Annotated in this window: 18 protein-coding genes; 9 read left to right on the top strand and 9 right to left on the bottom strand. The window is 73.4% G+C overall.

Going from position 1 to position 21,548, the window contains the following annotated elements; translation table 11 throughout:
- Nucleotides 1–34: 34 nt before the first annotated feature.
- From ABT158_RS43225 to ABT158_RS43200, 6 genes are all read right to left on the bottom strand, one after another.
- A complete protein-coding gene (locus ABT158_RS43225) occupies nucleotides 35–511 on the bottom strand; it encodes a (2Fe-2S)-binding protein (RefSeq protein WP_352363874.1) in 477 nt (158 codons plus the stop codon).
- The gene (locus tag ABT158_RS43220; RefSeq protein WP_352363872.1) at nucleotides 501–1,373 is read right to left on the bottom strand and encodes an FAD binding domain-containing protein; all 873 of its coding nucleotides are present in this window, start codon (nucleotides 1,371–1,373) and stop codon (nucleotides 501–503) included. Before ABT158_RS43220 ends, ABT158_RS43225 begins: the two co-directional genes overlap by 11 nt.
- Nucleotides 1,370–2,794: a uracil-xanthine permease family protein gene (locus tag ABT158_RS43215; RefSeq protein ID WP_352363871.1), complete on the bottom strand. Its 1,425-nt coding sequence runs from the start codon at nucleotides 2,792–2,794 to the stop codon at nucleotides 1,370–1,372. Before ABT158_RS43215 ends, ABT158_RS43220 begins: the two co-directional genes overlap by 4 nt.
- 150 nt (nucleotides 2,795–2,944) lie before the next feature.
- The gene (locus ABT158_RS43210; RefSeq protein WP_352363870.1) at nucleotides 2,945–4,273 is read right to left on the bottom strand and encodes a uracil-xanthine permease family protein; all 1,329 of its coding nucleotides are present in this window, start codon (nucleotides 4,271–4,273) and stop codon (nucleotides 2,945–2,947) included.
- A 103-nt stretch (nucleotides 4,274–4,376) separates the two neighbouring features.
- Nucleotides 4,377–4,586 (bottom strand): RNA-binding S4 domain-containing protein, encoded by a 210-nt coding sequence (locus ABT158_RS43205; protein ID WP_352363868.1) that lies wholly within the window; start codon nucleotides 4,584–4,586, stop codon nucleotides 4,377–4,379.
- 11 nt (nucleotides 4,587–4,597) lie between these two features.
- Nucleotides 4,598–6,208 (bottom strand): PucR family transcriptional regulator, encoded by a 1,611-nt coding sequence (locus ABT158_RS43200; RefSeq protein WP_352363866.1) that lies wholly within the window; start codon nucleotides 6,206–6,208, stop codon nucleotides 4,598–4,600.
- A 130-nt stretch (nucleotides 6,209–6,338) separates the two neighbouring features.
- Here ABT158_RS43200 and ABT158_RS43195 point away from each other — a divergent pair, with 130 nt between their 5' ends.
- The 8 genes from ABT158_RS43195 to ABT158_RS43160 all read left to right on the top strand — a co-directional run bounded on the left by ABT158_RS43195 (nucleotide 6,339) and on the right by ABT158_RS43160 (nucleotide 16,350).
- Nucleotides 6,339–7,187, top strand: coding sequence for an oxamate carbamoyltransferase subunit AllH family protein (locus tag ABT158_RS43195; protein WP_352363864.1), 849 nt, complete (start codon nucleotides 6,339–6,341; stop codon nucleotides 7,185–7,187).
- Entirely contained in the window at nucleotides 7,184–8,548 is a 1,365-nt protein-coding gene (locus ABT158_RS43190; protein WP_352363862.1) for an AllF/FdrA family protein, read from the top strand. The genes ABT158_RS43195 and ABT158_RS43190 overlap by 4 nt, the downstream gene beginning before the upstream one ends.
- The gene (locus ABT158_RS43185) at nucleotides 8,545–9,936 is read left to right on the top strand and encodes a YlbE family protein (RefSeq protein ID WP_352363860.1); all 1,392 of its coding nucleotides are present in this window, start codon (nucleotides 8,545–8,547) and stop codon (nucleotides 9,934–9,936) included. The genes ABT158_RS43190 and ABT158_RS43185 overlap by 4 nt, the downstream gene beginning before the upstream one ends.
- 202 nt (nucleotides 9,937–10,138) lie before the next feature.
- A complete protein-coding gene (locus ABT158_RS43180; RefSeq protein WP_352363858.1) occupies nucleotides 10,139–12,295 on the top strand; it encodes a serine/threonine-protein kinase in 2,157 nt (718 codons plus the stop codon).
- A gap of 44 nt (nucleotides 12,296–12,339) precedes the next feature.
- Nucleotides 12,340–12,912: a TetR/AcrR family transcriptional regulator gene (locus ABT158_RS43175; protein ID WP_352363856.1), complete on the top strand. Its 573-nt coding sequence runs from the start codon at nucleotides 12,340–12,342 to the stop codon at nucleotides 12,910–12,912.
- 71 nt (nucleotides 12,913–12,983) lie between these two features.
- Complete coding sequence (locus tag ABT158_RS43170) at nucleotides 12,984–14,174, top strand: Cmx/CmrA family chloramphenicol efflux MFS transporter (protein WP_352363854.1); 1,191 nt, start codon at nucleotides 12,984–12,986, stop codon at nucleotides 14,172–14,174.
- Nucleotides 14,175–14,189: 15 nt separating this feature from the next.
- Nucleotides 14,190–15,005, top strand: a complete 816-nt coding sequence (locus ABT158_RS43165; protein ID WP_352363852.1) for an MOSC domain-containing protein — start codon at nucleotides 14,190–14,192, stop codon at nucleotides 15,003–15,005.
- Between the two features lie 142 nt (nucleotides 15,006–15,147).
- Nucleotides 15,148–16,350 (top strand): MFS transporter, encoded by a 1,203-nt coding sequence (locus ABT158_RS43160; protein ID WP_352363850.1) that lies wholly within the window; start codon nucleotides 15,148–15,150, stop codon nucleotides 16,348–16,350.
- 4 nt (nucleotides 16,351–16,354) lie between these two features.
- Here ABT158_RS43160 and ABT158_RS43155 read toward each other — a convergent pair whose 3' ends face one another.
- Together ABT158_RS43155 and ABT158_RS43150 are read right to left on the bottom strand one after the other, a co-directional pair.
- Entirely contained in the window at nucleotides 16,355–17,929 is a 1,575-nt protein-coding gene (locus ABT158_RS43155; RefSeq protein WP_352363848.1) for a bifunctional 3'-5' exonuclease/DNA polymerase, read from the bottom strand.
- Between the two features lie 15 nt (nucleotides 17,930–17,944).
- Nucleotides 17,945–19,432, bottom strand: coding sequence for a metallophosphoesterase family protein (locus tag ABT158_RS43150; protein ID WP_352363846.1), 1,488 nt, complete (start codon nucleotides 19,430–19,432; stop codon nucleotides 17,945–17,947).
- 129 nt (nucleotides 19,433–19,561) lie between these two features.
- On the opposite strand from ABT158_RS43150, the gene ABT158_RS43145 reads away from it, so the two are divergent.
- Complete coding sequence (locus ABT158_RS43145; RefSeq protein ID WP_352363844.1) at nucleotides 19,562–19,972, top strand: hypothetical protein; 411 nt, start codon at nucleotides 19,562–19,564, stop codon at nucleotides 19,970–19,972.
- Here the strand turns inward: ABT158_RS43145 and ABT158_RS43140 are convergent.
- Nucleotides 19,951–21,525 carry an FAD-binding oxidoreductase gene (locus tag ABT158_RS43140; protein WP_352363990.1) on the bottom strand — a complete coding sequence of 525 codons (1,575 nt, stop codon included), beginning with the start codon at nucleotides 21,523–21,525 and terminating at the stop codon, nucleotides 19,951–19,953. The genes ABT158_RS43145 and ABT158_RS43140 overlap by 22 nt on opposite strands.
- Between the last annotated feature and the right edge of the window lie 23 nt (nucleotides 21,526–21,548).

Genomic DNA, 21,548 nt, shown 5'->3' with positions numbered 1-21,548 from the left:
CCCTCCTCCCGCGGCCCGCCGGCCCGCGCGCCGGTCACGACTCCTCCGCCAGCAGCTCGGCGGCGCGGTGGACGGCCTTGACGATGTTCTGGTAGCCGGTGCACCGGCACAGGTTGCCGGACACGCCTTCGAGCACCTCCTCGTGGGTGGGCGCCGGGTTGCCGGCCAGCAGGGCGGTCACCGTGCACAGGAAGCCCGGGGTGCAGAAGCCGCACTGCAGGCCGTGGCACTCGGCGAAGGCCCGCTGCACCGGTGAGAGCCCGTCCGGGCCGGCCAGGCCCTCGACGGTGGTGATCTCGTGCCCGTCCACGGTGACCGCGAAGGTCAGGCACGACCGGACCGGCTCGCCGTCGAGCAGCACCGTGCAGCAGCCGCAGACGCCGTGCTCGCAGCCGACGTGCGTGCCGGTCAGGCCGAGGTCGTGGCGCAGGCAGTCGGACAGCAGGCGGCGTCCGGGGACGCTGACCCGTCTGGCCGTGCCGTTCACGGTCAGCGTGATCTCATGTTCCACCGGTCGCCGTCCCCTCCTGTGCCGCCGCGCGCAGGGCCCGTTCGGCCAGCACGCCCACCAGGTGCCGCCGGTAGGCGGCGGTGGCGTGGATGTCCCCTTCGGGGTCGGTCCCCTCCCGCACGGCCCGCGCGACGGCCGGCCAGTCGACGCTCGCGGCCGGCCGGTGGCCGCACTCGCCGGTCACGTCCATCAGGACGGGGACCGGGCCCACGCCGACGCAGGCGACCCTGGCCGCGGCGACGCGCAGGTCGTCGTCGAGCGTGACCACGGCGCAGACGCCGGCCAGGGCGTAGTCGCCGTGCCGCCGGGACACCTCCTCGAACGCCGTCCCGGCGCGCCCGCCGAGCGCCGGGAAGTAGGCCGACACGGCCAGCTCGTCCGGCCGGACGAGCGACTCCATGGGCCCGACGAAGAACTCCCGCGCCGGCACGTCGCGCTCGGTGACGCCGGCGGGGGTCCAGCGGGCCAGCCGCACCGAGCCGCCCAGGACGGCCAGCACCGCGGGCAGCTCGGCGGCGGGATCGGCGTGCACCAGGCTCCCGACGACCGTGCCCCGGTTGCGGATCACCGGGTGGGCGACCAGCCGCAGCGCCTTGGTCAGCAGCGGGTGCGCGCCGGACCGGGCCACCCGCGAGTGCCGGGCCAGCGCGCCCACCCGCACCCCGTCGCCGCCCGCCGCCACCGTGTCCAGGGCGGTCAGGCGGTTGATGTCGACGATGTGCTCGGGCGCGGCCAGCCGCATGTTGAGCATGGGGATCAGGCTCTGGCCGCCGGCCAGCACCTTGCCGGGCACCTCGGCGAGCGTCCGCAGCGCCGCCTCCAGGTCGCGGGGGGCGTGGTGGGTGAACGGCGGCGGCTTCACCCGGCCTCGCCCGGGGCCGGTTTGCGGGCCGGTTCCGGTGAGCGCCCGGCGATGACGCGCAGCAGGTGGTAGCCGCCCACCACCACGACGGTGCCGAGCGCGATGCCCTCCAGGGAGAAGTCTCCGCCGATCATGTGCGTCACCGGTCCGATCGCCAGGATGATGCCCGCGCCGATCGGGACCATGTTCACCGGATCGGCGAAATCCACCCGGTTCTCGATCCAGATCTTGGCGCCGAGTAGTCCGATCATGCCGTAGAGGATGACGGTGACGCCGCCGAGCACGCCGCCCGGCGTGGCGGCGACCAGCGCCCCGAACTTCGGGCACAGGCCGAACAGGATCGCGATCAGGCCGGCGATGTAGTAGGCGGCCGTGGAGTAGACCTTGGTGGCCGCCATGACGCCGATGTTCTCGGCGTACGTGGTGGTGGGCGAGCCGCCGACGGCGCTAGTGACGACGGTGGCGGCGCCGTCGGCGATGATCGCCCGGCCGATGTAGGGATCGACGTCGGTGCCGGTCATCTCGCCGACGGCCTTGACGTGGCCGACGTTCTCGGCGATGAGCGCGATCACCGCGGGCAGCACGAGCAGCACGGCGGAGAACCGGAAGTCGGGCGCGTGGAAGTCCGGCAGGCCGAACCAGTCGGCCTTGGCGACGGCGTCGAAGCCGACCCGGTCGTGCGGGAAGGCCGTGGCCACGCAGTACGTGCCCTCGGCCGGGCAGGCGGCGCCGGCCGCGTCGCGCAGGTTCTGGCCGGGCAGCACGGAGGTGACCGGCCCCGCCACCCGGTCCAGCACCCAGGACAGCGCGAACCCGGTGACCAGCCCGATGAGCACCCCGACGCGCCCGGCGAACCCCTTGAACGCCACGATTACCACGAACGTCACCAGCATCGTGATCAGCGCCACCCACTGGTCCTGCCCCCAGTAGACGTCGGCGACCACGTACGCCAGCCCGAACCCGATGAGCATCACCACCGCGCCGGTGACGACGGGCGGGAAGACCCGGTGGATGATCTGCACGCCGAGCACGTGCACGGCCAGCCCCGCCAGCGCCAGCACGAGCCCGGCGACCAGGATCGAGCCGGTCACGACGGCGTCGGCGAGGCTCTGGTCGGTGCCGACGGCGGCCCTGATGGCGAACACGCCGCCGACGAACGACGCGCTGGTGCCCAGGTAGCTGGGCACCTTGCCCTTCACGATCAGCAGGAACATGATCGTCGCGACGCCGGACATCATCACGGCGACGTTCGGGTCGAGCCCCATCACCAGCGGGAACACGAACGTGGCGCCGAACATCGCGATCACGTGCTGGGCGCCGAAGCCGACCATGCGCGGCCAGCTCAGCCGCTCGTCGGGCCTGACCACCTCGCCGGGCGCCAGATGCCTGCCGTCACCGTGTCTGGTCCATCCGAAAACCATCTGCGCCCTCTCTTCCGGGCCGGCGACCGTGCCTTTGCGGGCACATTAGGACCGCTGGGATGCGGCTACACGGGCATGATCTGCCAAATATCCCGCGGTCACCAGAGCGAACCTCCGTACGGGGAAGTCGCCGGCCGGTCAGAGAGGGGGTTATCGGCCTGTTTCGGGCACCGGTTCGCGGCGCGTGGCGCGCAGCAGGTGGTAGCCGACGAGCAGCACGATCGTGCCGAGCGCGATGCCGCTGAGGGAGAACGTGCTGGTGATCGGGAACGCGACCGGCCCGATGGCGATGATGATGCCCGCGCCCACCGGGACCAGGTTGACCGGGTCGGACAGGTTCACCTTGTTCTCGATCCAGATGCGGGCGCCGAGCAGGCCGATCATGCCGTACAGGATGGTCGTGACGCCGCCGAGCACGCCGTCGGGGGTCGCGGCCACGAGCGCGCCGAACTTGGGGCACAGGCCGAACAGGATCGCGATGACGGCGGCGATGTAGTAGGCGGCAGTGGAGTAGACCTTGGTGGCCGCCATGACGCCGATGTTCTCGGCGTACGTGGTGGTGGCCGGGCCGCCGACCGAGGTGGCGACCACGGTGCCGACGCCGTCGGCCATGATGGCGCGGCCCATGTAGCCGTCGACGTCCGCGCCGGTCATCTCGCCGACGGCCTTGACGTGGCCGACGTTCTCGGCGATGAGCGCGATCACGACCGGCAGCACCAGCACGATCGCCGACACCTCGAACACCGGCCCGTGCAGCGACGGCAGGCCGATCCAGTCGGCGTCGGCGACGCCCTGGAGGTTGACGCGGAAGTGCTCGGTCACCTTGCCGGTGGCGTCGGGGGCCAGGATCTTACCGCCCACCACGTCCCAGACCCACGACAGCGCGAAACCGAAGACCAGGCCGAGGAGCACGCCGATGCGGCCGAGGAAGCCCTTGAAGACCCCGATGAACACGAACGTGGCCGCCATCGTGAGCAGCGCCACCCACGGGTCCTTGGGCCAGTAGACGTCGGCCGCGACGTAGGCCATGCCGAAGCCGATCAGCATCACCACGCCGCCGGTGACGATCGGCGGGAAGACGCGGTGGATGATCCGCACGCCGAGCAGGTGGATGGCCAGCCCGCAGCCGGCCAGCACGACGCCGACGGCCAGCAGCGCGCCGGTGACGGTCGCGTCCCCGCCCCCGGCCGCCCTGATCGCCACCACGGCCCCCACGAAGGACGCGCTCGACCCGACGTAGCTGGGGATCTTGCCCTTGACGATGAGCAGGAACAGGATCGTCGCGACGCCGGACATCATCACGGCCAGGTTCGCGTCGAGCCCCATGACCAGCGGGAACACGAACGTCGCGCCGAACATGGCGATGACGTGCTGGGCGCCGATGCCGACCATCCGGGGCCAGGAGAGCCGCTCGTCAGGCTTGACGACCTCTCCCGGCGTCAGATGTTTCCCGTCGCCGTGCAGCTTCCAACCGAACACCGCGAACCCACCTCAATCTTCCGCCTGACCAGCGGCGACGTCTTCCGAAGTATGTCGGAGAGCACAATAAGGGGTGTCGCGACCATCCGGATACGGCGGGCCGTTATTGCACGTGGATCGTGAACCCGTCGCCGCTCACCACCTGGCCGGTACGGATCTTCGCCGTCTTCCGCAGCTCGACCTCGCCGTCGACCTGGACCAGGCCCTCGGCGATGAGGTGTTTGGCCATGCCGCCGGTCTCGGTGACCCCGCAGTACTTCAGCAGGTCGCACAGCGGGATGTACTCGGAACGCAGTTCGAAATCCAGATCCACGAGCCCCAAGCCTAGATGCCGCGCATGCGCAGCACGTGCAGGGCCAGGGTCAGGTTGAGCCGCAGGTGGGGGTCGTCGGTGAAGTTGCCGAGCAGGCGTTCCAGCTTCCCGATCCGGTAGCGCAGCGTGTTGTAGTGGAAGTGCAGCCGGCGGGCGGTCTCGGCGACGTTGAGGTTGGTCTCCAGGAGCACCTGGAGCGTGCGCCGCAGGTCGGCGTTCTCGGCGTCCTCGTCCCAGGCCAGCGGGCCCAGCGTCTCGCGGACGAACGCGTGCAGCTCGCCGGTGTCGTTCACCAGCGACAGCAGCCGGTAGACGCCGAGCTGGTCGAAGTGCGCGACCGCGCCCGGCCCGTGCAGCTGCCGGCCCACCCGGGCCGCCTTCATCGCCTGCGCGTACGCCTCCGGCAGCGTCCCGGCCCCCGGGCTCGGCCGCGAGGTGCCGGTGGAGAACGTCGCGGGCGGCACGTCGGCGAACGCCGAGGCGGCGTCCTTGGCCACCCTGGCGGCGTCGAGCGAGGCGTCCACGACGGCGACGACCTCGTGCGAGAACCCGGCCACCGCGCCGCGCGGGTCGTGCCGCCGCACGGCCGCCGTCCAGCAGGACACCAGCCGGTCCTGGGCGCTGCGCTCGTCGCCGTCGGGGTCGAGCTCGGCCACCAGCACGATCACCGGCCGCGCCAGGTCCCAGCCGAACGCCCTGGCCCTGGCGTCGACCCGCTCGGGCGTGCCGGCCCGGCCGGTGAGCACGTCGCGCAGGAAGTCGGCCCGGTACTTGCTCTCGACCGCGTTGACCGCCTCCTGCCGGGTCACGACCAGCGCGGCGACGGTGGCGGCGCGTTCGAGGATGCCGATGTCGCTGTCGCGGATCGCGCCGGTGGCGCTGTAGGCGACGATCCGGCCGTGGTGGTGGCCGCCGGCCAGCACGGGGGCCGAGGCGAACGCCCGGCCGCGGCCCGGCGTGTCGGCGGACCGCGCGGGCGGCGGCCCCTCGCGGGAGATCGACTCGCGCAGGGCGGCGACGTGCTCGGCCGTCCCGGCGGTGGCCAGGACCTGGCCGGAGCCGTCCACGGCGGCCACGGCCACGTCGAGGAGCTGGGCCACCTCGGCGGCGACCTCGTTGAGCCCGCCGCCGGCCAGCACCACGTGGACCAGCGCCCGGTGCGCCTCCTCGGCGCGGGCCAGCACGGCGGCCTGGCGGTTGAGTATGTCGGTGAGCACCTGGTTGAGGATGTCGTCGAAGCCGACGTCGTTGGGCAGCAGGATCAGCGGGAAGCCGAGCCGGTCGGCCTGCTCGGTCATCTCGGCGGGCAGCTCGTCCACGTACCGGCCGAGTTTGATCGCCAGGGCGGCCAGGCCGCGTTCGTCCAGGTCGGCGACCAGGCGGCCGAGCGACTGCGGGGTGTTGCGCAGCGGGTAGCCGGTGGTCAGCAGCAGCTCGTGCGGCTTGACCCAGGCCAGGATGTCGGGCACCTCCATGACGTTGAGCCGCTGCACGATGCGCCCGAGCCCGCCCTCTCCCGCGATCAGCCTGGCCTCGGCCAGCGTCGAGACGCCGAGCACCTCTCCGACCGAGACGCCGTGGATGATCGTTCCGGTGCTGGCCAGACGCACGGGGGGCTCCATGTGGTGATTGTGACTCCCCAGACGGTCTGTCAGGAAGAGCCAACCTTCCCGCTGACTGTTGGCAAATTTCTCCGTACGGAGGGTTCTCCGGCCGTTCTACGGTCAGGACCAGGGTCCGATGGGAGGTTCGGTGACCGTCAGTACTCATGCGCGGCGTGCCCGGGTCCGCGTGACGGGCGCGGCCAGCACCGCCGTGCGTCCCGTGCTGGAGGCCCCGCGCAGCCCGGCCCGGGTGCTCGCGGCCTTCTCCGCGGGGATATACCTGGAGGTCAGGACCGACTGCGAGCCTTCGGTGATCGCCCTGATCACCGGCGAGGCGGCCCGGCTGCCCAACTCGGTGTTGCTGGCCACGCCGCTGCCGAAGGTCACCGTGGGTGACGACGCCTCCGTCGGCGACCGCGGCATCGAGCTGGGCTCGCTGAGCCTCGGCGTGCGCCGCTGGTGGGACCCGGCTCCGGCGCTCGGCCCGGTCGATCCGCTGAGCCTGGCCGACGTCGTCCTGGACGGCCCCGGACGGCCCGGCCTGGCCGGGAACGACGCGGTCGAGCTGCTGGCGCGCAGTTGCGCGCAGGGCCGGCTGCTGGGCGCGGTGACGGCGGCCGAACGGCTCGTGGGACTCGGTCCCGGGCTCACGCCGAGCGGCGACGACGTGCTGGCCGGGCTGCTGGTGACGCTGAGGCACCTCGGCACGGCGACCGGCACGCGGCGGGCGGTCTGGCTGGCCGACTGGCTGGCGGCGACCGTCACCTACGACGCGCGCACCCGGACGACGCCGATCTCGGCGACGTTGCTGCACTGCGCGGCCAGGGGCGAGGCCAGCCCGGAGGTGACCGGCGTGCTGCGCGGCATCGCGGGCAGGCAGGCGCTCGAACCGGCGCTGCGGCGCCTGCACCGGCTCGGCCACACCTCGGGCGCCGACCTCGCCCAGGGCATCTCGATCGGGCTGGCCTCGGTCCGGGCGTTGGGCGGGCGCCCGTGAGCGACGACCTGATCCAGCTGAGAAAAGGGACGTACCACGACTCCGTCACCTTGATGCGAATAAGTCGTGCGCTGACCGAAATGCCGGGCGTGGAGGTGGCGATGGTGGCCATGGCCACCGAGCTCAACCTCGCCATCGTCCGCGACCTCGGCTTCGAGCCCCCGCCCGCGGGCCCCGGCGACCTGCTCATCGCCGTGCGCGGCGCCGACCCCGCGCGGGCCGTCGCGGAGCTGGACGCCCGGCTCACCGCGCGGGCCGCCACCGCCGCCGCCACCGCCGCCACCACCGGGGCCGCCACGGTGGCCGGGGAGCAGCCGCCGCTCACCACCTACTCGGCCGCCAGGACGCCGGCCGACCTGGTCCTGGTGTCCGTGCCCGGCGAGCACGCCTTCTGCGAGGCCCGCGACGCCGTCGAGGCCGGGCTGCCGGTGATGATCTTCAGCGACGGCGTGCCCCTGGCCCAGGAGCGGTGGCTCAAGGAGCTGGCCGAGGAGCGCGGCGTCCTGGTCATGGGGCCCGACTGCGGCACCGCCTCGATCGCGGGCGTCGGGCTCGGCTTCGCCAACGTGCTGCGGCCGGGGCCGGTCGGCCTGGTCGCCGCCTCCGGCACGGGCGCCCAGCAGGTGTCCTGCCTGCTCGACTGGGCGGAGGCGGGGATCAGCCACATCCTCGGCGTGGGCGGCAGGGACCTGTCGGCCGAGGTCGGCGGGCTGGCCACGATGCGCGCCCTGCGGCTGCTCGACGACGATCCGGCCACCGAGCTGATCGTGCTGGTCGGCAAGCCGCCCGGCCCCGGCGTGGCGGAGGCCGTCCGGGAGGTGGCCGCCGGGCTGCGCACGCCGGTGGTGGAGGCGGTGCTGCCGGAGACCGATCTGACCGAGGCCGCCGGACGGGCGCTGCGGGCGCTGGGCCGCGGCGTGCCCGGATGGCCGTCGTGGCCGGGCGCGCTGCGCGGGGAGCCGCGGAGCGTCAGGGGCCTGTACTCCGGTGGCACGCTGTGCGCGGAGGCCGCCGTCCTGGCCGGGCCCGGCGAGTTCACCGACTTCGGGGACGACGCCTACACCAGGGGCAGGGCGCATCCGATGATCGATCCGACGCTGCGCCTGGAGGCCCTGTCGCGGGTCCGGGCGGACGAGGTGGTGCTCATGGACGTCGTGCTCGGCCACGCCGCCGACCCCGACCCGGCGGCCTCGCTCGCGCCGGCGGTCGCCCGTACGCCGGCCACCGTCGTGACGGCGCTGGTCGGCAGCGCGGGCGATCCCCAGGACCTGCACCGGCAGGCCGCGGCGCTGCGCGAGGCCGGGGCGGCCGTGTTCGTCTCCAACGCCGAGGCCGCCCGCCACGCCCGGAGCCTCCTGTGACCCCGCCCGCCCCGGCGCCGAGCCTGTTGTCGGGGCCGCCGCGGGTGATCACCGTCGGCGCGGGGCTGCTCGACGAGGCGCTGGCGGCCCAGGCCGTGCCGACGACGCCGGTGGCCTGGCGGCCGCCGCTGCCCGGCACCGCCGACGCCCTGGCCAAGGTGCTGGCCGACCCGCGCAGGACGGCCGCCAACGAGCTGGCCGTGCGCAGGCTGACCAGCGCGCGGCCCTACCTGGTGGGCCTGCGGCGGGCCGCCGAGGTGCTGCCCGCGAGGACGTTCCTGCACGCCGGGCCGCCGATCGAGTGGGACCGCGCCTCGGGCCCGATGCGCGGCGCGCTGATCGGCGCGATGTTGCTGGAGGGCCTGGCGGCCGACGAGCGGGAGGCCGCGGCCGGGCTGGCGGCGGGCGCGGTCGCGCTGCGGCCCTGCCACGAGCACGCCACGGTGGGCCCGATGGCGGGCGTGGTGAGCCCGTCGATGTGGCTGCTGGAGGTACGCGACGAGGAGCACGGCGGCACCGCCTACTGCTCGCTCAACGAGGGCCTGGGCAAGGTGCTCAGGTACGGCGCGTACGGCCCCGAGGTGCTCGACCGGCTGCGCTGGATGGAGGAGGTGCTCGGCCCGGTCCTCGCCGCGACGCTGGCCCGTACCGGCCCGATCGACCTGCGCTCGCTGATCGCGCAGGCCCTGCAGATGGGCGACGAGCTGCACAACCGCAACCGCGCGGCCACCTCGCTGCTGCTGCGCGAGCTGGCCCCGGCCCTGGTGGAGGCCGCGCCCGCGCAGGCGGCGCAGGTGCTGCGCTTCGTCAACGGCAACGACCACTTCTTCCTCAACGCGGGCATGGCGGCGGGCAAGGTGAGCACGGACGCCGCCCGCGACATCCCCGGCTCCTCGCTGGTCGTGGCCATGGCCAGGAACGGCACCGACTTCGGCGTGCAGGTCTCCGGGCTCGGCGGACGCTGGTTCACCGGCCCGGCCGGGGTACCGGACGGCCTCTACCTCGGCGCGTACGGCCCCCAGGACGCCAACCCCGACATCGGCGACTCCACGATCACCGAGACCTCCGGGCTGGGCGGCTTCGCGATGGCCGCCGCGCCCGCGATCGTGCGTTTCGTCGGCGGCGAGGTGGCCGACGCGGTCCGGGCCACCCGCTCGATGTACGAGATCACGCTCGCCGAGCATCCCGCGTACCAGATTCCCGGGCTCGGATTCCGCGGCACGCCCGTCGGCATCGACGTGACGCTCGTCGCCAGGACGGGCATTCTGCCGGTCGTCAACACCGGCATCGCGGGGCGCGTGGCGGGCACCGGACAGGTCGGCGCGGGGCTGGTGGAGCCGCCCGCGCAGGCGTTCACCAGCGCGTTGATCGCACTCGCCGCTGAGTAAGTGATCAGTTTGAAAAGCGGTATATCTGCAGGTCAGAGCGACTGTAAAGGCCCTTCGCCTTCCATTGCCGATTTTCCGCCGATATCGTGGCGAACCTCATAATCTGCAAGTAGCGCATGGCGCACGGTGGCGCGTACGGCGATCCACCGCACGAAGTGGTCACGCTCTGATGTGACGGATGAGGCTGAATGGGGGCGGCAAGATGGCAGCCGACCGCTTGCTCGGCGGGCCCGGCCCGGACCAGGGTGCGCCGGGGGGTGACCCGCAGAGCCAGGGGCGTCTGGTCGGCAGGCGTTACCGGTTGATGTCGCCGGTCGGCCGGGGCGGCATGGGCATGGTGTGGCACGCCCACGACGTGCTGCTCGACCGGGACGTCGCGGTCAAGGAGCTGATCCTGCCGTACGGGCTGGATCAGGCGGGCAAGCAGATGGCCCACCGGCGCATGCTGCGCGAGGCCAGGTCGGCGGCCCGGCTGACGCATCCGGGTATCGTCACCGTCCACGACGTCGTCGAGGAGGACGGCCGCCCGTGGATCGTGATGGAGCTGGTCCGCGCCTGGTCGCTGGAGCAGGCCGTGCGGCAGAGCGGCCCGCTGCCGGTGATCCAGGCCGCCGAGATCGGCATCCGCGTGCTCGACGCGCTCCGCCACGCGCACGCGGCCGGCATCCTGCACCGCGACATCAAGCCGGGCAACGTGCTGCTGACCTCCGACCGCGTGGTGCTGACCGACTTCGGCATCGCCGCCATCGAGGGTGACGTGACGATCACGCAGACCGGGCTGCTGATGGGCTCGCCCGCGTACGTGCCGCCGGAGCGGCTGTCCGGGCAGCCGATCGGGCAGGCGGCCGACCTGTGGTCCTTCGGCGCGACCCTGTACGCGGCCGTGGAGGGGCGGCCGCCGTACGAAGGGCCGGACGCGATCGCCGTGCTGGGCGCGGTGCTCACCCAGGAGCCGATCAGGCCGCAGCGGGCCGGGTCGCTGCTGCCGGTGATCGAGGGCCTGCTGCGCAAGAACCCGGCCGAGCGGCTCACCGCGGAGCAGGTCGCCGACCTGCTGGAAGCGGTGCTGCGCGCCCACGGCTCGGCCCGTCCGCGGCCGCCCGAGACGCTGCCGGCCGAGTCGGACCACACGCCGCTGGGCATGTTGCCGCCGCTGGAGCACCCGTCCGGGCCGATGCCCTCGCGCATCGTGGAGACCCCTTCTGGGCCGGTGCGGGTACCGTACGACCCGCTGGCCGGCCCGGCGGGCGGGTACGCGACGCCGCCCCACGACGGCCTGTCGAGCCCGTCGGGCAGCCATCGCACCGACCGGCTCCCGTCACCGGCCGGCGGCTTCGACGCCTTCGGCGGCCCGTCCGGCCCGCACCGGATGGAACCGCCCGCCGCGGACCTCGACGACCTGGACGACCTCGGCGCGCCCGCCCCGCCCGCGCCGCAGCCGATCCTGCCGCTGACCACGGACAGCAGGGCGGCCGCCGCCCCGGCCCGGTGGCCGCTGGCCTCGGCCGACGAGCTGCGCGAGCACTCGCGCGACCTGTCGCACGACATCAGCCACAGCCGCCTGGCGACGCTGCCCGGCTCCGGGTCGCGCACCGGCCCGTCGGGCACCGGCGCCACCCGGACCGGTACCGGCCGGACCGGTTCCTCGCGCACCGGCTCCACCCGGACCGGGCCCGCGCGCAGCGGCCCCACGCGCGGCGGCAGTTCGCGGGCGGGCACGAGCCGCCGCAGGGTCCAGGAGGGCGACGGCCCCTGGATGCGCGGCGGCCGGCCCACGCCGTTGCTGATCGCCGGCGCGGTCGCGGGCGTGGCCGTGGTGATCGGCGCGATCGTGGTCATCCTGTCCGGCGGCGCGCCGCAGGTCTCGCCCGGCACGCAGTCGGCCGCCGCCACCAGCCAGGCGCCGCGGAAGACCGGCCCGTCACCGGTGCCCGACGGCTACAAGGAGCACACCCCGCCCGGCTTCGCGGCGGCGGTCCCGGACGGCTGGAAGCTGGCCACCTCGGGGGACGCGGCCACCTTCACCGGCCCCAAGGACTCCGGCACCCGGATCGTCGTCGAGCAGGCCGCCCCGCAGGCCGACGGGCTCGCCGAGCTGAGCCGGCGCGAGGCCGACGGCGGCGTGGAGGGCTACATCCAGGTGCAGCTCCAGGCCACCGACTACCGCGGCTGGAAGGCCGCCGACTGGGAGTACACCTACACCTCCAAGGACGGCGTCCCGATGCACGCCCTGACCCGGCACGTCACGCTCGACGACAAGACCGCCTTCACGATCTCGTTCGACATGCCCGAGCTGAAGTGGGACGACCAGGCCGGGGTCCGCAAGACGTTCCTGGACACGTTCCGCCAGACCACCTGACCCATATTGCACTGGTCATTCCAAAACGTGCTAACGTGCTCGTCATGGCACGACCACGGACGTTCGAGGAGGACCGCGCCGTCGAGGCCGCCATGCGCGCGTTCTGGGACGCGGGCTACGAAGGCACCTCGACCCAGGACCTGTGCGAGGCCACCGGCCTCGGCCGCAGCAGCATCTACAACACCTTCGCGAACAAGCGCGACCTCTACGAGCGGGCCCTGCGCCGCTACCAGGACGAGCGCACGTCCGCGCTGATCGAGCTCATGGCCGCCGACCGGCCGGTCGTGGAGAAGATCAGGACCGTGCTGTGGCAGGCGGTCGATCCCGAGGCCGGCGACCCGGCCGGCTGCCTGGTCGTCAACGCCCTGGTAGAGCTGGCTCCGCACGACCAGGAGATCGCCGTCCTGCTGCGCCGCGACGGCGAGCGGCGGGTGGAGGCTCTGCGCGGCGCGATCGAGCGCGGGCAGGCCCTCGGCGAGGTCGGCGCGGACAAGGACGCCCTGGCGCTCGCGCACTTCGTCGTGGCCACGGTCAGCGGCCTGCGCGTCGCGGCCCGGGGCGGGGCGGGCCGCGCGGTGCTCGAATCCGTCGCGACGACGGCGCTGACCGCTTTCTGACCCTTCCTGCGCCTCCATCTCTTTTCGTGCCCGAATTTTGTACTGAGCGTTCTAAAACTGAAGGAGTTCTCATGCCGTTGGCGGTGTTCATCCTGGGGCTGGCGATCTTCGCCCAGGGCACCTCGGAGCTCATGCTGGCCGGACTGCTGCCGGAGATGGCCGCCGACCTCGGCGTGTCCGTCCCCGACGCGGGGCTGCTGATCTCGGCGTTCGCGATCGGGATGCTGGTGGGGGCGCCGGTGCTGGCCGTCGTGACGATGCGCTGGCCGCGCCGGACGGCGCTGCTGACGTTCATGGCGGTCTTCGCGCTGACCCACGTCGCCGGGGCCCTGACCACCAGCTACGGCCTGCTGTTCGCCACCCGCGTGGCGGGCGCCTTCGTCTACGCCGGGTTCTGGGCGGTCGCGGCGTCCACGGCGGTCGGCCTGGTGCCGCCGAACGCCAGGGGGAAGGCGATGAGCATCGTGGCGGGCGGGCTGACCGTGGCCACCGTCGTCGGGCTGTCCCTCGGCACCGTCATCGGCCAGCACCTCGGCTGGCGCGCCGCGTTCTGGGCCGTGGCCGCGCTGTCGGCGCTGGCGGCCCTGGGGGTGCTGGCCACGATCCCCGGCGGCCGTCCCGAGCGGGAGGCCGCGCCGGGCGTCGCCGAGCAGCTGCGCTCGATGCTGAGCCCGCGCCTGTGGCTCGCCTTCGCCACCACCGCCCTGGCGACCGGCGGCCTGCTGGTCTCCTTCAGCTACCTGAGCGCGATGCTCGTGGACACGACCGGCCTGCGGGCCGCCTGGGTGCCCGCCGTCCTGGCGCTGTACGGCGTCGGCGCGGTGATCGGCATCACGATCGGCGGCCGCACCGCCGACACGCGCCCCTTCCCGACCCTGTACGCGGGCATCGCCGGGCTGGTCGTGACCTCGGTCCTGCTGGCCCTGGCCGCGCCGGTCGCGGTGCTGGCCGTGCCGCTGGTCCTGCTGCTCGGCGGGTTCGGCTTCGCCACCAACCCGACGCTGAACACCCGCGTCTTCACCCTGGCCAAGGACGCACCCACGATGGCCGCCGCGATGAACGTCTCCGCCTTCAACGTCGGCATCACCGTCGGCCCGTGGCTCGGCGGGCTGGCCATCGGGGCGGGCGCCGGATACCCGTCCGTCGGCTGGATCGGCGCCGTCCTCGGCGCGGCGGCGCTGGGCGTGGTGGCCCTGTCGGCCCGTCCGGGCCGGGAGCCGGTCGCCGCGGCCCACCGGGCCGAAGCCGTCCCGAGGGCGTGAGATACGGTCCTGGCCATGGAACTGGCGAGCATCCACTTCTATCCCGTCAAGTCCACCGCCGGGCATGACGTCCATGAGGCCGAGGTGCAGCCGTGGGGGCTGGCCGGCGACCGGCGTTACCTGGTGACCGACGGCCAGGGCGGCATGCTGACCGCCCGCGAGCACCCCAGGCTGCTGGCCTGCGTGGCCCGGCTCGACGGCGACGTCCTCACCCTGACCGGCCCGCACGCGCCCCCGCTGCGGGTCACCCCCACCGCCGCCATGACCACCGTGGACGTCTGGCGCACGCCCGTCGAGCTCACCGACTGCGGCGACGACGCGGCACGCTGGCTGTCGGAGCTGATCGGCCGCCCGGCGCGGCTGGCCTGGCTCGACGACCCGGCCCGGCGTCCCGTCAACCCCGAGTACGGCCTGCCCGGCGACCGGGTGAGCCTGGCCGACGGCTATCCCCTGCTGCTGACCACGACCGCCTCCCTCGGCCGGCTCAACGACTGGATCGCCGAGACGGCGGCCGAACGCGGCGAGGAGGTCCCCGCGCCGCTGCCCATGCACCGCTTCCGGCCCAGCGTGGTGATCGACGGCGTGGAGCGGCCGTTCGCCGAGGACGAGTGGAAGCGGCTGCGCATCGGCGCGGTCACCTTCCGGGTGACCAAGGGCTGCGACCGCTGCGTGCTGACCACGATCGACACCGCGACGTACACCAAGGGCAAGGAGCCCATCAGGACGCTGTCCCGCCACCGCAAGTGGGACGGCAAGGTCTGGTTCGGCATCAACCTGATCCCGGACGCCCCCGGCACGATCACCGTGGGGGATTCCGTCACCATCCTCTAAAAAAGGCACCTTTCCCAATAGAAATGGATGCCTGTCCTCTTTGGGGGGATGTCGGGGGCTATGCGAGACTTCACAGGTGACCAGCGCCCCCACGAAACCCCCCGTCTCCCTGCCTGACCTCGTCAGCGTCCAGCGTCGAACCTTGGTCGTCCTGTCCGCCGCGCAGATCGTCGGCGGCGTCGGGGTGGCCGTCGGGCTGGCGCTCAGCTCGGTGGTCGTGGACGAGCTGTCCGGCTCGACCGTGATCAGCGGGTTCGCCGGAACCGCGACCGTGCTCGGGGCGGCACTGCTCGCGCTGCCGACCGCGCGCCTGTCGAGCCTGGGGGGCCGCCGGGCGGGCCTGTCGCTGGCCTACCTGGCGGCGCTGGCGGGCTGCGCGATCTCGGTGGCCGCGATCAGCCTGGGCAACTGGCCGCTGCTGCTGGCCGGGCTGGTGCTGGTCGGCGGCGGCAGCGCGGGCAGCCTGGCGGCCCGCTACTCGGCCACCGACCTGTCGCCGCAGGGCCACTCGGCCCGGCACCTGTCGCTGGTGGTGTGGGCCTCGACCGTCGGCTCGGTCGCCGGGCCCAACCTGGCCGAGCCCGCCGACCGCATGGGGATCGAGGCCGGGCTGGCGGTCAAGGCGGGGCCGTTCGCGTTCGCGGCGCTGGCGTTCGCCGTGGCGCTCGTGATCATCATCGGCGGCCTGCGCCCGGACCCGCTCAAGCTGGCCCGCGAACTGGACGGCGCCCCCGAGCCCGGCCCCGGCCGCCACCGCACAATCAGAACGGGCCTGCGCACACTGCGCGAGACCCCCATGGCCCGCCGCGCGCTCGTCATGATCGCGGTGGCCCACACCGCGATGGTCTCGATCATGTCGATGACCCCCGTCAAGCTCCACCACGACGGCTCGAACCTGAACGTCATCGGCCTGGTGATCAGTCTGCACATCGCCGGCATGTACATGTTCTCGCCGGTCGTGGGCTGGCTGGCCGACCGGGCGGGCAAGGTGCCGGTGCTGGTGCTCGGCTCGGCGCTGCTGCTGGCCGCGGCCGTCCTGGCGGGCACCGCGGGGCACCGGGTGTGGCAGGTGACGACGGCTCTGGTCGTGCTCGGGCTCGGCTGGTCGTGCGGGCTGGTCGCCGGGTCGGCGCTGGTCACCGAGTCGGTGCCGATCGACCGCCGGCCCGCCGTGCAGGGCCTGTCGGACCTGCTGATGAACGTCTGCGGCGCCACCGGGACGATCATCGCGGGCGCCATCGTGGGCATCCTGTCCTACGGCGTGCTCGGCCTGGTCGTCGGCGTCATGGTCACGCTGGCCGGACTCTGGCTGGTCTCGGCCCGGTACCGCGACAGACCGGCCTGAACGGTCACTTGGCGTCGGCGTAGCACCCCACGGCCACCGTCTCCATCGGGAAGCGCACCGGGGTCGAGCCGAACAGCAGCCTGCTCGCCTCCGCAGCCGCCGCCGTCACCGCCGCGGTGACCTCCTCGGCCTGCTCCAGCGGGCAGTGCACCATGACCTCGTCGTGCTGGAAGAACACCAGCCTGGCGGGCTCGGGCAGCAGCCCGCGCAGCACCGCCAGCAGCGCCAAGGCCCATTCGGCGGCCGTGCCCTGCACCACGAAGTTCCTGGTGAACCTGCCCCGGTCGCGGGCCGCCCGGCCGCCCTCCGGGCCGGACACCAGCTCCTTCCACCGCCCGGACGGCGGCGGGCTGGTCCGCCCGAGCCACGACCGCACCAGCCGCCCCTCCTCCCCGGCCTTGGCCGCGTCCTCCACGAACTGGTACGCCTTGGGGAAGCGCTGACGCATGACGGCCAGCAGCTTGGAGGCGTCGCCGCTGGTGCCGCCGTACATGGCGGACAGCATGGCGATCTTGGCGTTCCCGCGCTCGCCGCCGAACGACTGGGCCAGCGCCGAGTACAGGTCGATCTCCCCCGCCGCCCTGGCCAGCCCGCCGTCGCCGGCCATCGCGGCCAGCACCCTCGGCTCCAGCTGGGCCGCGTCGGCGACGACCAGCGTCCATCCCTCGTCGGCCACCACGACCCGGCGCATCACCTTGGGGATCTGCAGCGCGCCGCCGCCGCTGGTCGCCCACCGGCCGGACACCACGCCGCCGACGACGTACTCGGGGCGAAAGCGCCCGCCGCGCACCCACTGGTCGGCCCACACCCAGCCGTGGAAGCTGTAGAGCCGGGCCAGCTCCTTGTAGGCCAGCAGCGGCGCGACGGCGGGATGGTCGATCTTCTTCAGCTCCCACGACCGGGTGGTCTTCAGCGCCACCCCCGCCCCCTTGAACGCCTTGACCAGCTGCTGCACCGAGTCGGAGTTGACCGGCCGTCCGAAGGCCGCCGCCACCTCGTCGGCCAGCGCCTGCAGCTTGGCCGGGCGCATGCCGTGCACGGGCCGCGGGCCGAGCAGGTCGGTGAGCAGCGCGTCGTGCACGTCCAGGCGCCAGGGCATGCCGTCGTGCGACATCTCGGCCGCCACCAGCGCGCCCGCGGACTCGGCGGCGACCAGCAGCCGGAAGCGGCCCGGCTCGGGCAGCGCCTCGATCCGGCGGAGCTGGTCGGCCAGCACCTCGGCCACCGCCTCGGCCCCCAGCGGCTCCGGCGCGAACAGCGTGCCGGGCACGCTCGGCTGGTCGTCGGGCACCGGCAGGCCGTGCAGCCGGGCGTGGGCGGCCCGCGCCGAGCGCGGCTCGCCGTAGCGGCCCTCGTGGGCGAGCAGCAGCCCCTCGGTGAGCGCGAGGTCGTGGCAGCGCGCGACCCGCACGCCCTGCTCCAGCAGCGGCGGGTACGTCTCCCGCGTGTCGGCCCAGACCCATCGCGGCCCGCCCCCGGACTCCAGCTCCCGCACCGCGGACGCCGGGTCGGCCGCGCGCCGGGCCGTTCCTCCGACGGGGAGCACCGTCTCCCCCGCTACCACGACATACACGCACATAAGGGTGCCAAACAGCTACGACAAATCGATGTGCACCTCGTCCTCCAGCGGCGGCCGGAGCTCCTGCTCCAGGCAGCCGGTGGCGGCGAAACAGCGCAGGGTCAGCCGGTCGGGGGTGACCGACGCGTGCAGGAACTGCTTGAAGAACGGCGGCTGGTCCCAGTCGGACAGCTCCGACAGGAAGCGGTGGAACACCTTGTCCACCGGCAGCCTGAACGGCCACGGCCAGGCCCCGAGCAGCCGCGCCGCCCAGCGCATCCGCCGGGTGACCGTGACCGCGCCCTCGATCGGCCGGGCCGGCCGGTTGCCGATCTGGCTGGACATGATGCACACCGCCTCGTCGGGGGTGAGGCAGAGCCACTTCATCCGCAGGCGGCGGGCGTAGAGCTGGCTGTAGAAGGACAGCGAGTCGCCGCGCAGCGGGTAGCACTTGAAGTCGTCCTCGGCCACGCCGGCGACGTCCACCCTGCCGATGATGTGGGTGGCGTGCATGAAGGCGCCGCCGCCGCCGGTCACGATGTACTGGATCACCCGGTCGCCCACCTTGACCGGATAGCGCTGGTAGTTGTGCACGTCTCCGCCGATGGCCGCGACGTACCGGTGGGCCGGGTCGCGCACGATGTCATCGATCGTGCCGCCTTCCTCCAGCGGTGACGGCTTGTGCACGTTGCCGGTGTAGATGGGCTTCCCGGTCACCAGGATCTTCGGCCGCGGGTCGAGCGAGACGCGGCGCAGCCAGGCCGTCTGGGCCTTGTCGATCACGTTCTTGATGCCGGTGTCGACGCCCACGACCAGCAGGCTGTCGCTCTCGATCGCCCAGTACGGCGCCGGCTGCACGGCCTGCTGGGCCGGCCGCCCCCGGAGCTTGCGCGCCTCGGCCAGCCTGCCCTCGTCGATCGTCTCCGGCTTGCGCCACAGCAGCCCGCGCAGCCCGCGGTCCGGCTTCGGCTTGAGCGGCGGGGCGTCGCAGAAGACCCGCATGAAGCCGCCGAGCCCGTCGTACCAGTCGTGGTTGCCGGGGATCGCGTAGATCGGCGCCTCGTAGTCCTTGTACGGGCGGAAGAACTTGTTCCCGTACTCGTTGCCCGACCCCGTCGGGTAGATGACGTCGCTGGCGATGACCGCGAACGAGGTGTCCTGCCCGATCCTGAGCATCCCGGGGACGACGGCGTACTGGGAGGCGTCGCCCTCGCCGGTGTCGCCCAGAATCAGGAAATTGAAATTTCCCCCGACGCCGGGCTTGATACGAAATTCCGGATCTATCCCACGGGCTTCCTGAGCCGCGATCCACCGTTTCCGCACCTCCCCCGAAGGATCACCGAACAAGGTCGCCAGGATCTCGTTCCTGGACAACCAGAGCGTGCGTAAATTCAACCAGGTGAATCCGCCCTTGTCCGGTCTGAGCTGGGCGAACGTCCCCGGTTCCGTACAGGCCCAGCCGGCCCCCGCCTCCGACACCCGTGACGAATGCTGCTTCCCGCGCTCGGCCGCGACTTCCACCATGACCACATCTTTACCGGCATCCACCATTCGCGCACACTCCACGCTCCGTACTCCCGGAAACACAGATGGTGCGGCATGGTGTAACCTCACGTCCCCAAGCAAGCCCTTGGGACGCGGAGGTGGGCTCCCATGAACCGGAACGGCCCGGACGACGCGACCCGGATGGGCAGCCCCGACGCGGCGGCCGTGCAGGCGTTACTCGCCTACGCCCTGACCCTCCCCCGGCGGGGCGGCCGGGGCGTCGACCGGGCACTCGAAGCCGTCGCCCAGAGCCGGGCGCTGGCCGCCCGCTCCCCCGCCGAGCACACCGGCCTGCTGGCCCACTGCCTGCGCACCACGGCCAGGCTGCTGCTCGACCGCTCCCGCGCCACCGAGGCGCTGCCCATGGCGCAGGAGGCGGTGGCGCTCAGCCGCGGGCTGGACGGCGGCCACCTCGCGGTCTCCCTCTACCGGCTGGCCGAGGCGTACGAGGCCCTCCACCGCTACAGCGACGCCGCCGAGACGCTGGCGGAGGCCGATCAGATCCCCGGCGGCGACTGAGGGACCAGCACCCCCGGGTTGAGGATCCCCGCCGGGTCCAGCCGGTCCTTGACGGCCTGGAGCACGCCCACGCCCAGCGGGCCCAGCTCCGCGCCGTAGGCGTCCCGGTGGTCGCGGCCGACCCCGTGGTGGTGCGAGATCGTCCCGCCGGCCTCGACGATCGCCGCGTTCACCGCTTCCTTGGCCCGCTCCCACTGCTCGACCGGGTCGCCCTGCTGCGGGGTCACGACGGTGAAGTACAGCGAGGCGCCGGTCTCGTACACGTGCGAGACGTGGCACATGACCAGCGGCGAGCCGAGCGCGCCGAGCAGGGCCAGCCGGACGGCGTCGTACAGGCGCGGCAGGTTCGACCAGAACCCGGCCGTCTCCAGGGTCTCCACGGTGGCGCCCGCGCCGAGCAGCGAGTCGCGCAGGTACGGCGCGGAGAAGCGGCCGTGCTCCCACGCCTGGCCGGGCTCGGGCCCCAGCGGCTCGCCGCCGTGCCGGGACAGGACCGCGGCGGCCGCGGCGTGCCGGTGGCCGATCCAGTCGCCCTCGACGCCGAGGATCACCAGGCAGCCGGAGCCGCCGCCGCCGATCGCGTCCGGCCGGGCCAGGCCGATCATGGTCTCGGTCTCGTCGGAGAGCCGCAGCACGGTGGGAAGCGGGCCTTCCTGGGCGAGTGCCCGCACGGCGGCCGTCCCCGCTCGGAACGACTCGAACCGCCAGCCCTCGTAGCGGCGCTCGGCCGGCCGCCCGCGCACCCGCAGGCGCAGCGACGTGATGACGCCGAACGCCCCCTCCGAGCCCAGGACGAGCTGGCGCAGGTCGGGCCCGGCCGCGGACTTGGGCGCGCGGCCCAGCTCCAGCGTCCCGGACGGCGTCGCCAGGGTGAGGCCGACGACCATGTCGTCGAAGCGCCCGTACCCGGCCGAGGCCTGGCCGCTGGAGCGGGCCGCGGCGAAGCCGCCGAGCGTGGCGTACTCGAAGGACTGGGGGAAGTGCCCCAGCGTGAGGCCGTGCTCGGCGAGCAGCCGCTCGGCCTCGGGGGCGCGCACGCCCGGCTCGAAGTCGGCCACCATCGACTCGGCGTCGACCGAGCGCAGCCGGTCGAGCCGGCCCAGGTCGAGCGCGATCACGCCGGTGAAGCCGGCCCGCGCGGCCACGAGCCCGCCGACGACGGAGGTGCCGCCGCCGAACGGCACGACCGCGACCCGCTCGGCCGCGCACAGCCGCAGCAGCTCCTCCACCTCCTCGTGCGAGCCGGGCAGCACGACCGCGTCGGGGGCGTCGGAGCCGTCTCCCGCGCGCATCCGCAGCAGGTCGGGCGTGGACTTGCCGCGCGTGTGCCGCAGCCTGGCCTCGTGGGAGGTCAGCACGTGCGCGGGCCCGGTGACGGCCGCGAGCGCGGCCAGCACCGGCTCGGCCAGCGCGACCGGCGGCAGCCGGACCTCGTCGATGGCGGCGGCCGGGGTCTCGGGCGCGCGCACGCCGAGCAGGTCGTGCAGCAGCTTGCGGATCTGTTCGGGCAGCTCGCGGGCCTTGGCGGGGTCGCCCCAGCCACACCACAGCATGGGTTCACCGGTCACGCATACAC

The sequence above is a fragment of the Nonomuraea sp. NPDC001636 genome, assembly GCF_040298265.1.
GTDB lineage: Bacteria > Actinomycetota > Actinomycetes > Streptosporangiales > Streptosporangiaceae > Nonomuraea.
The sequence above is the reverse complement of the archived record's forward strand: the minus strand, read 5'-3'. Positions and strand labels throughout refer to the sequence as shown.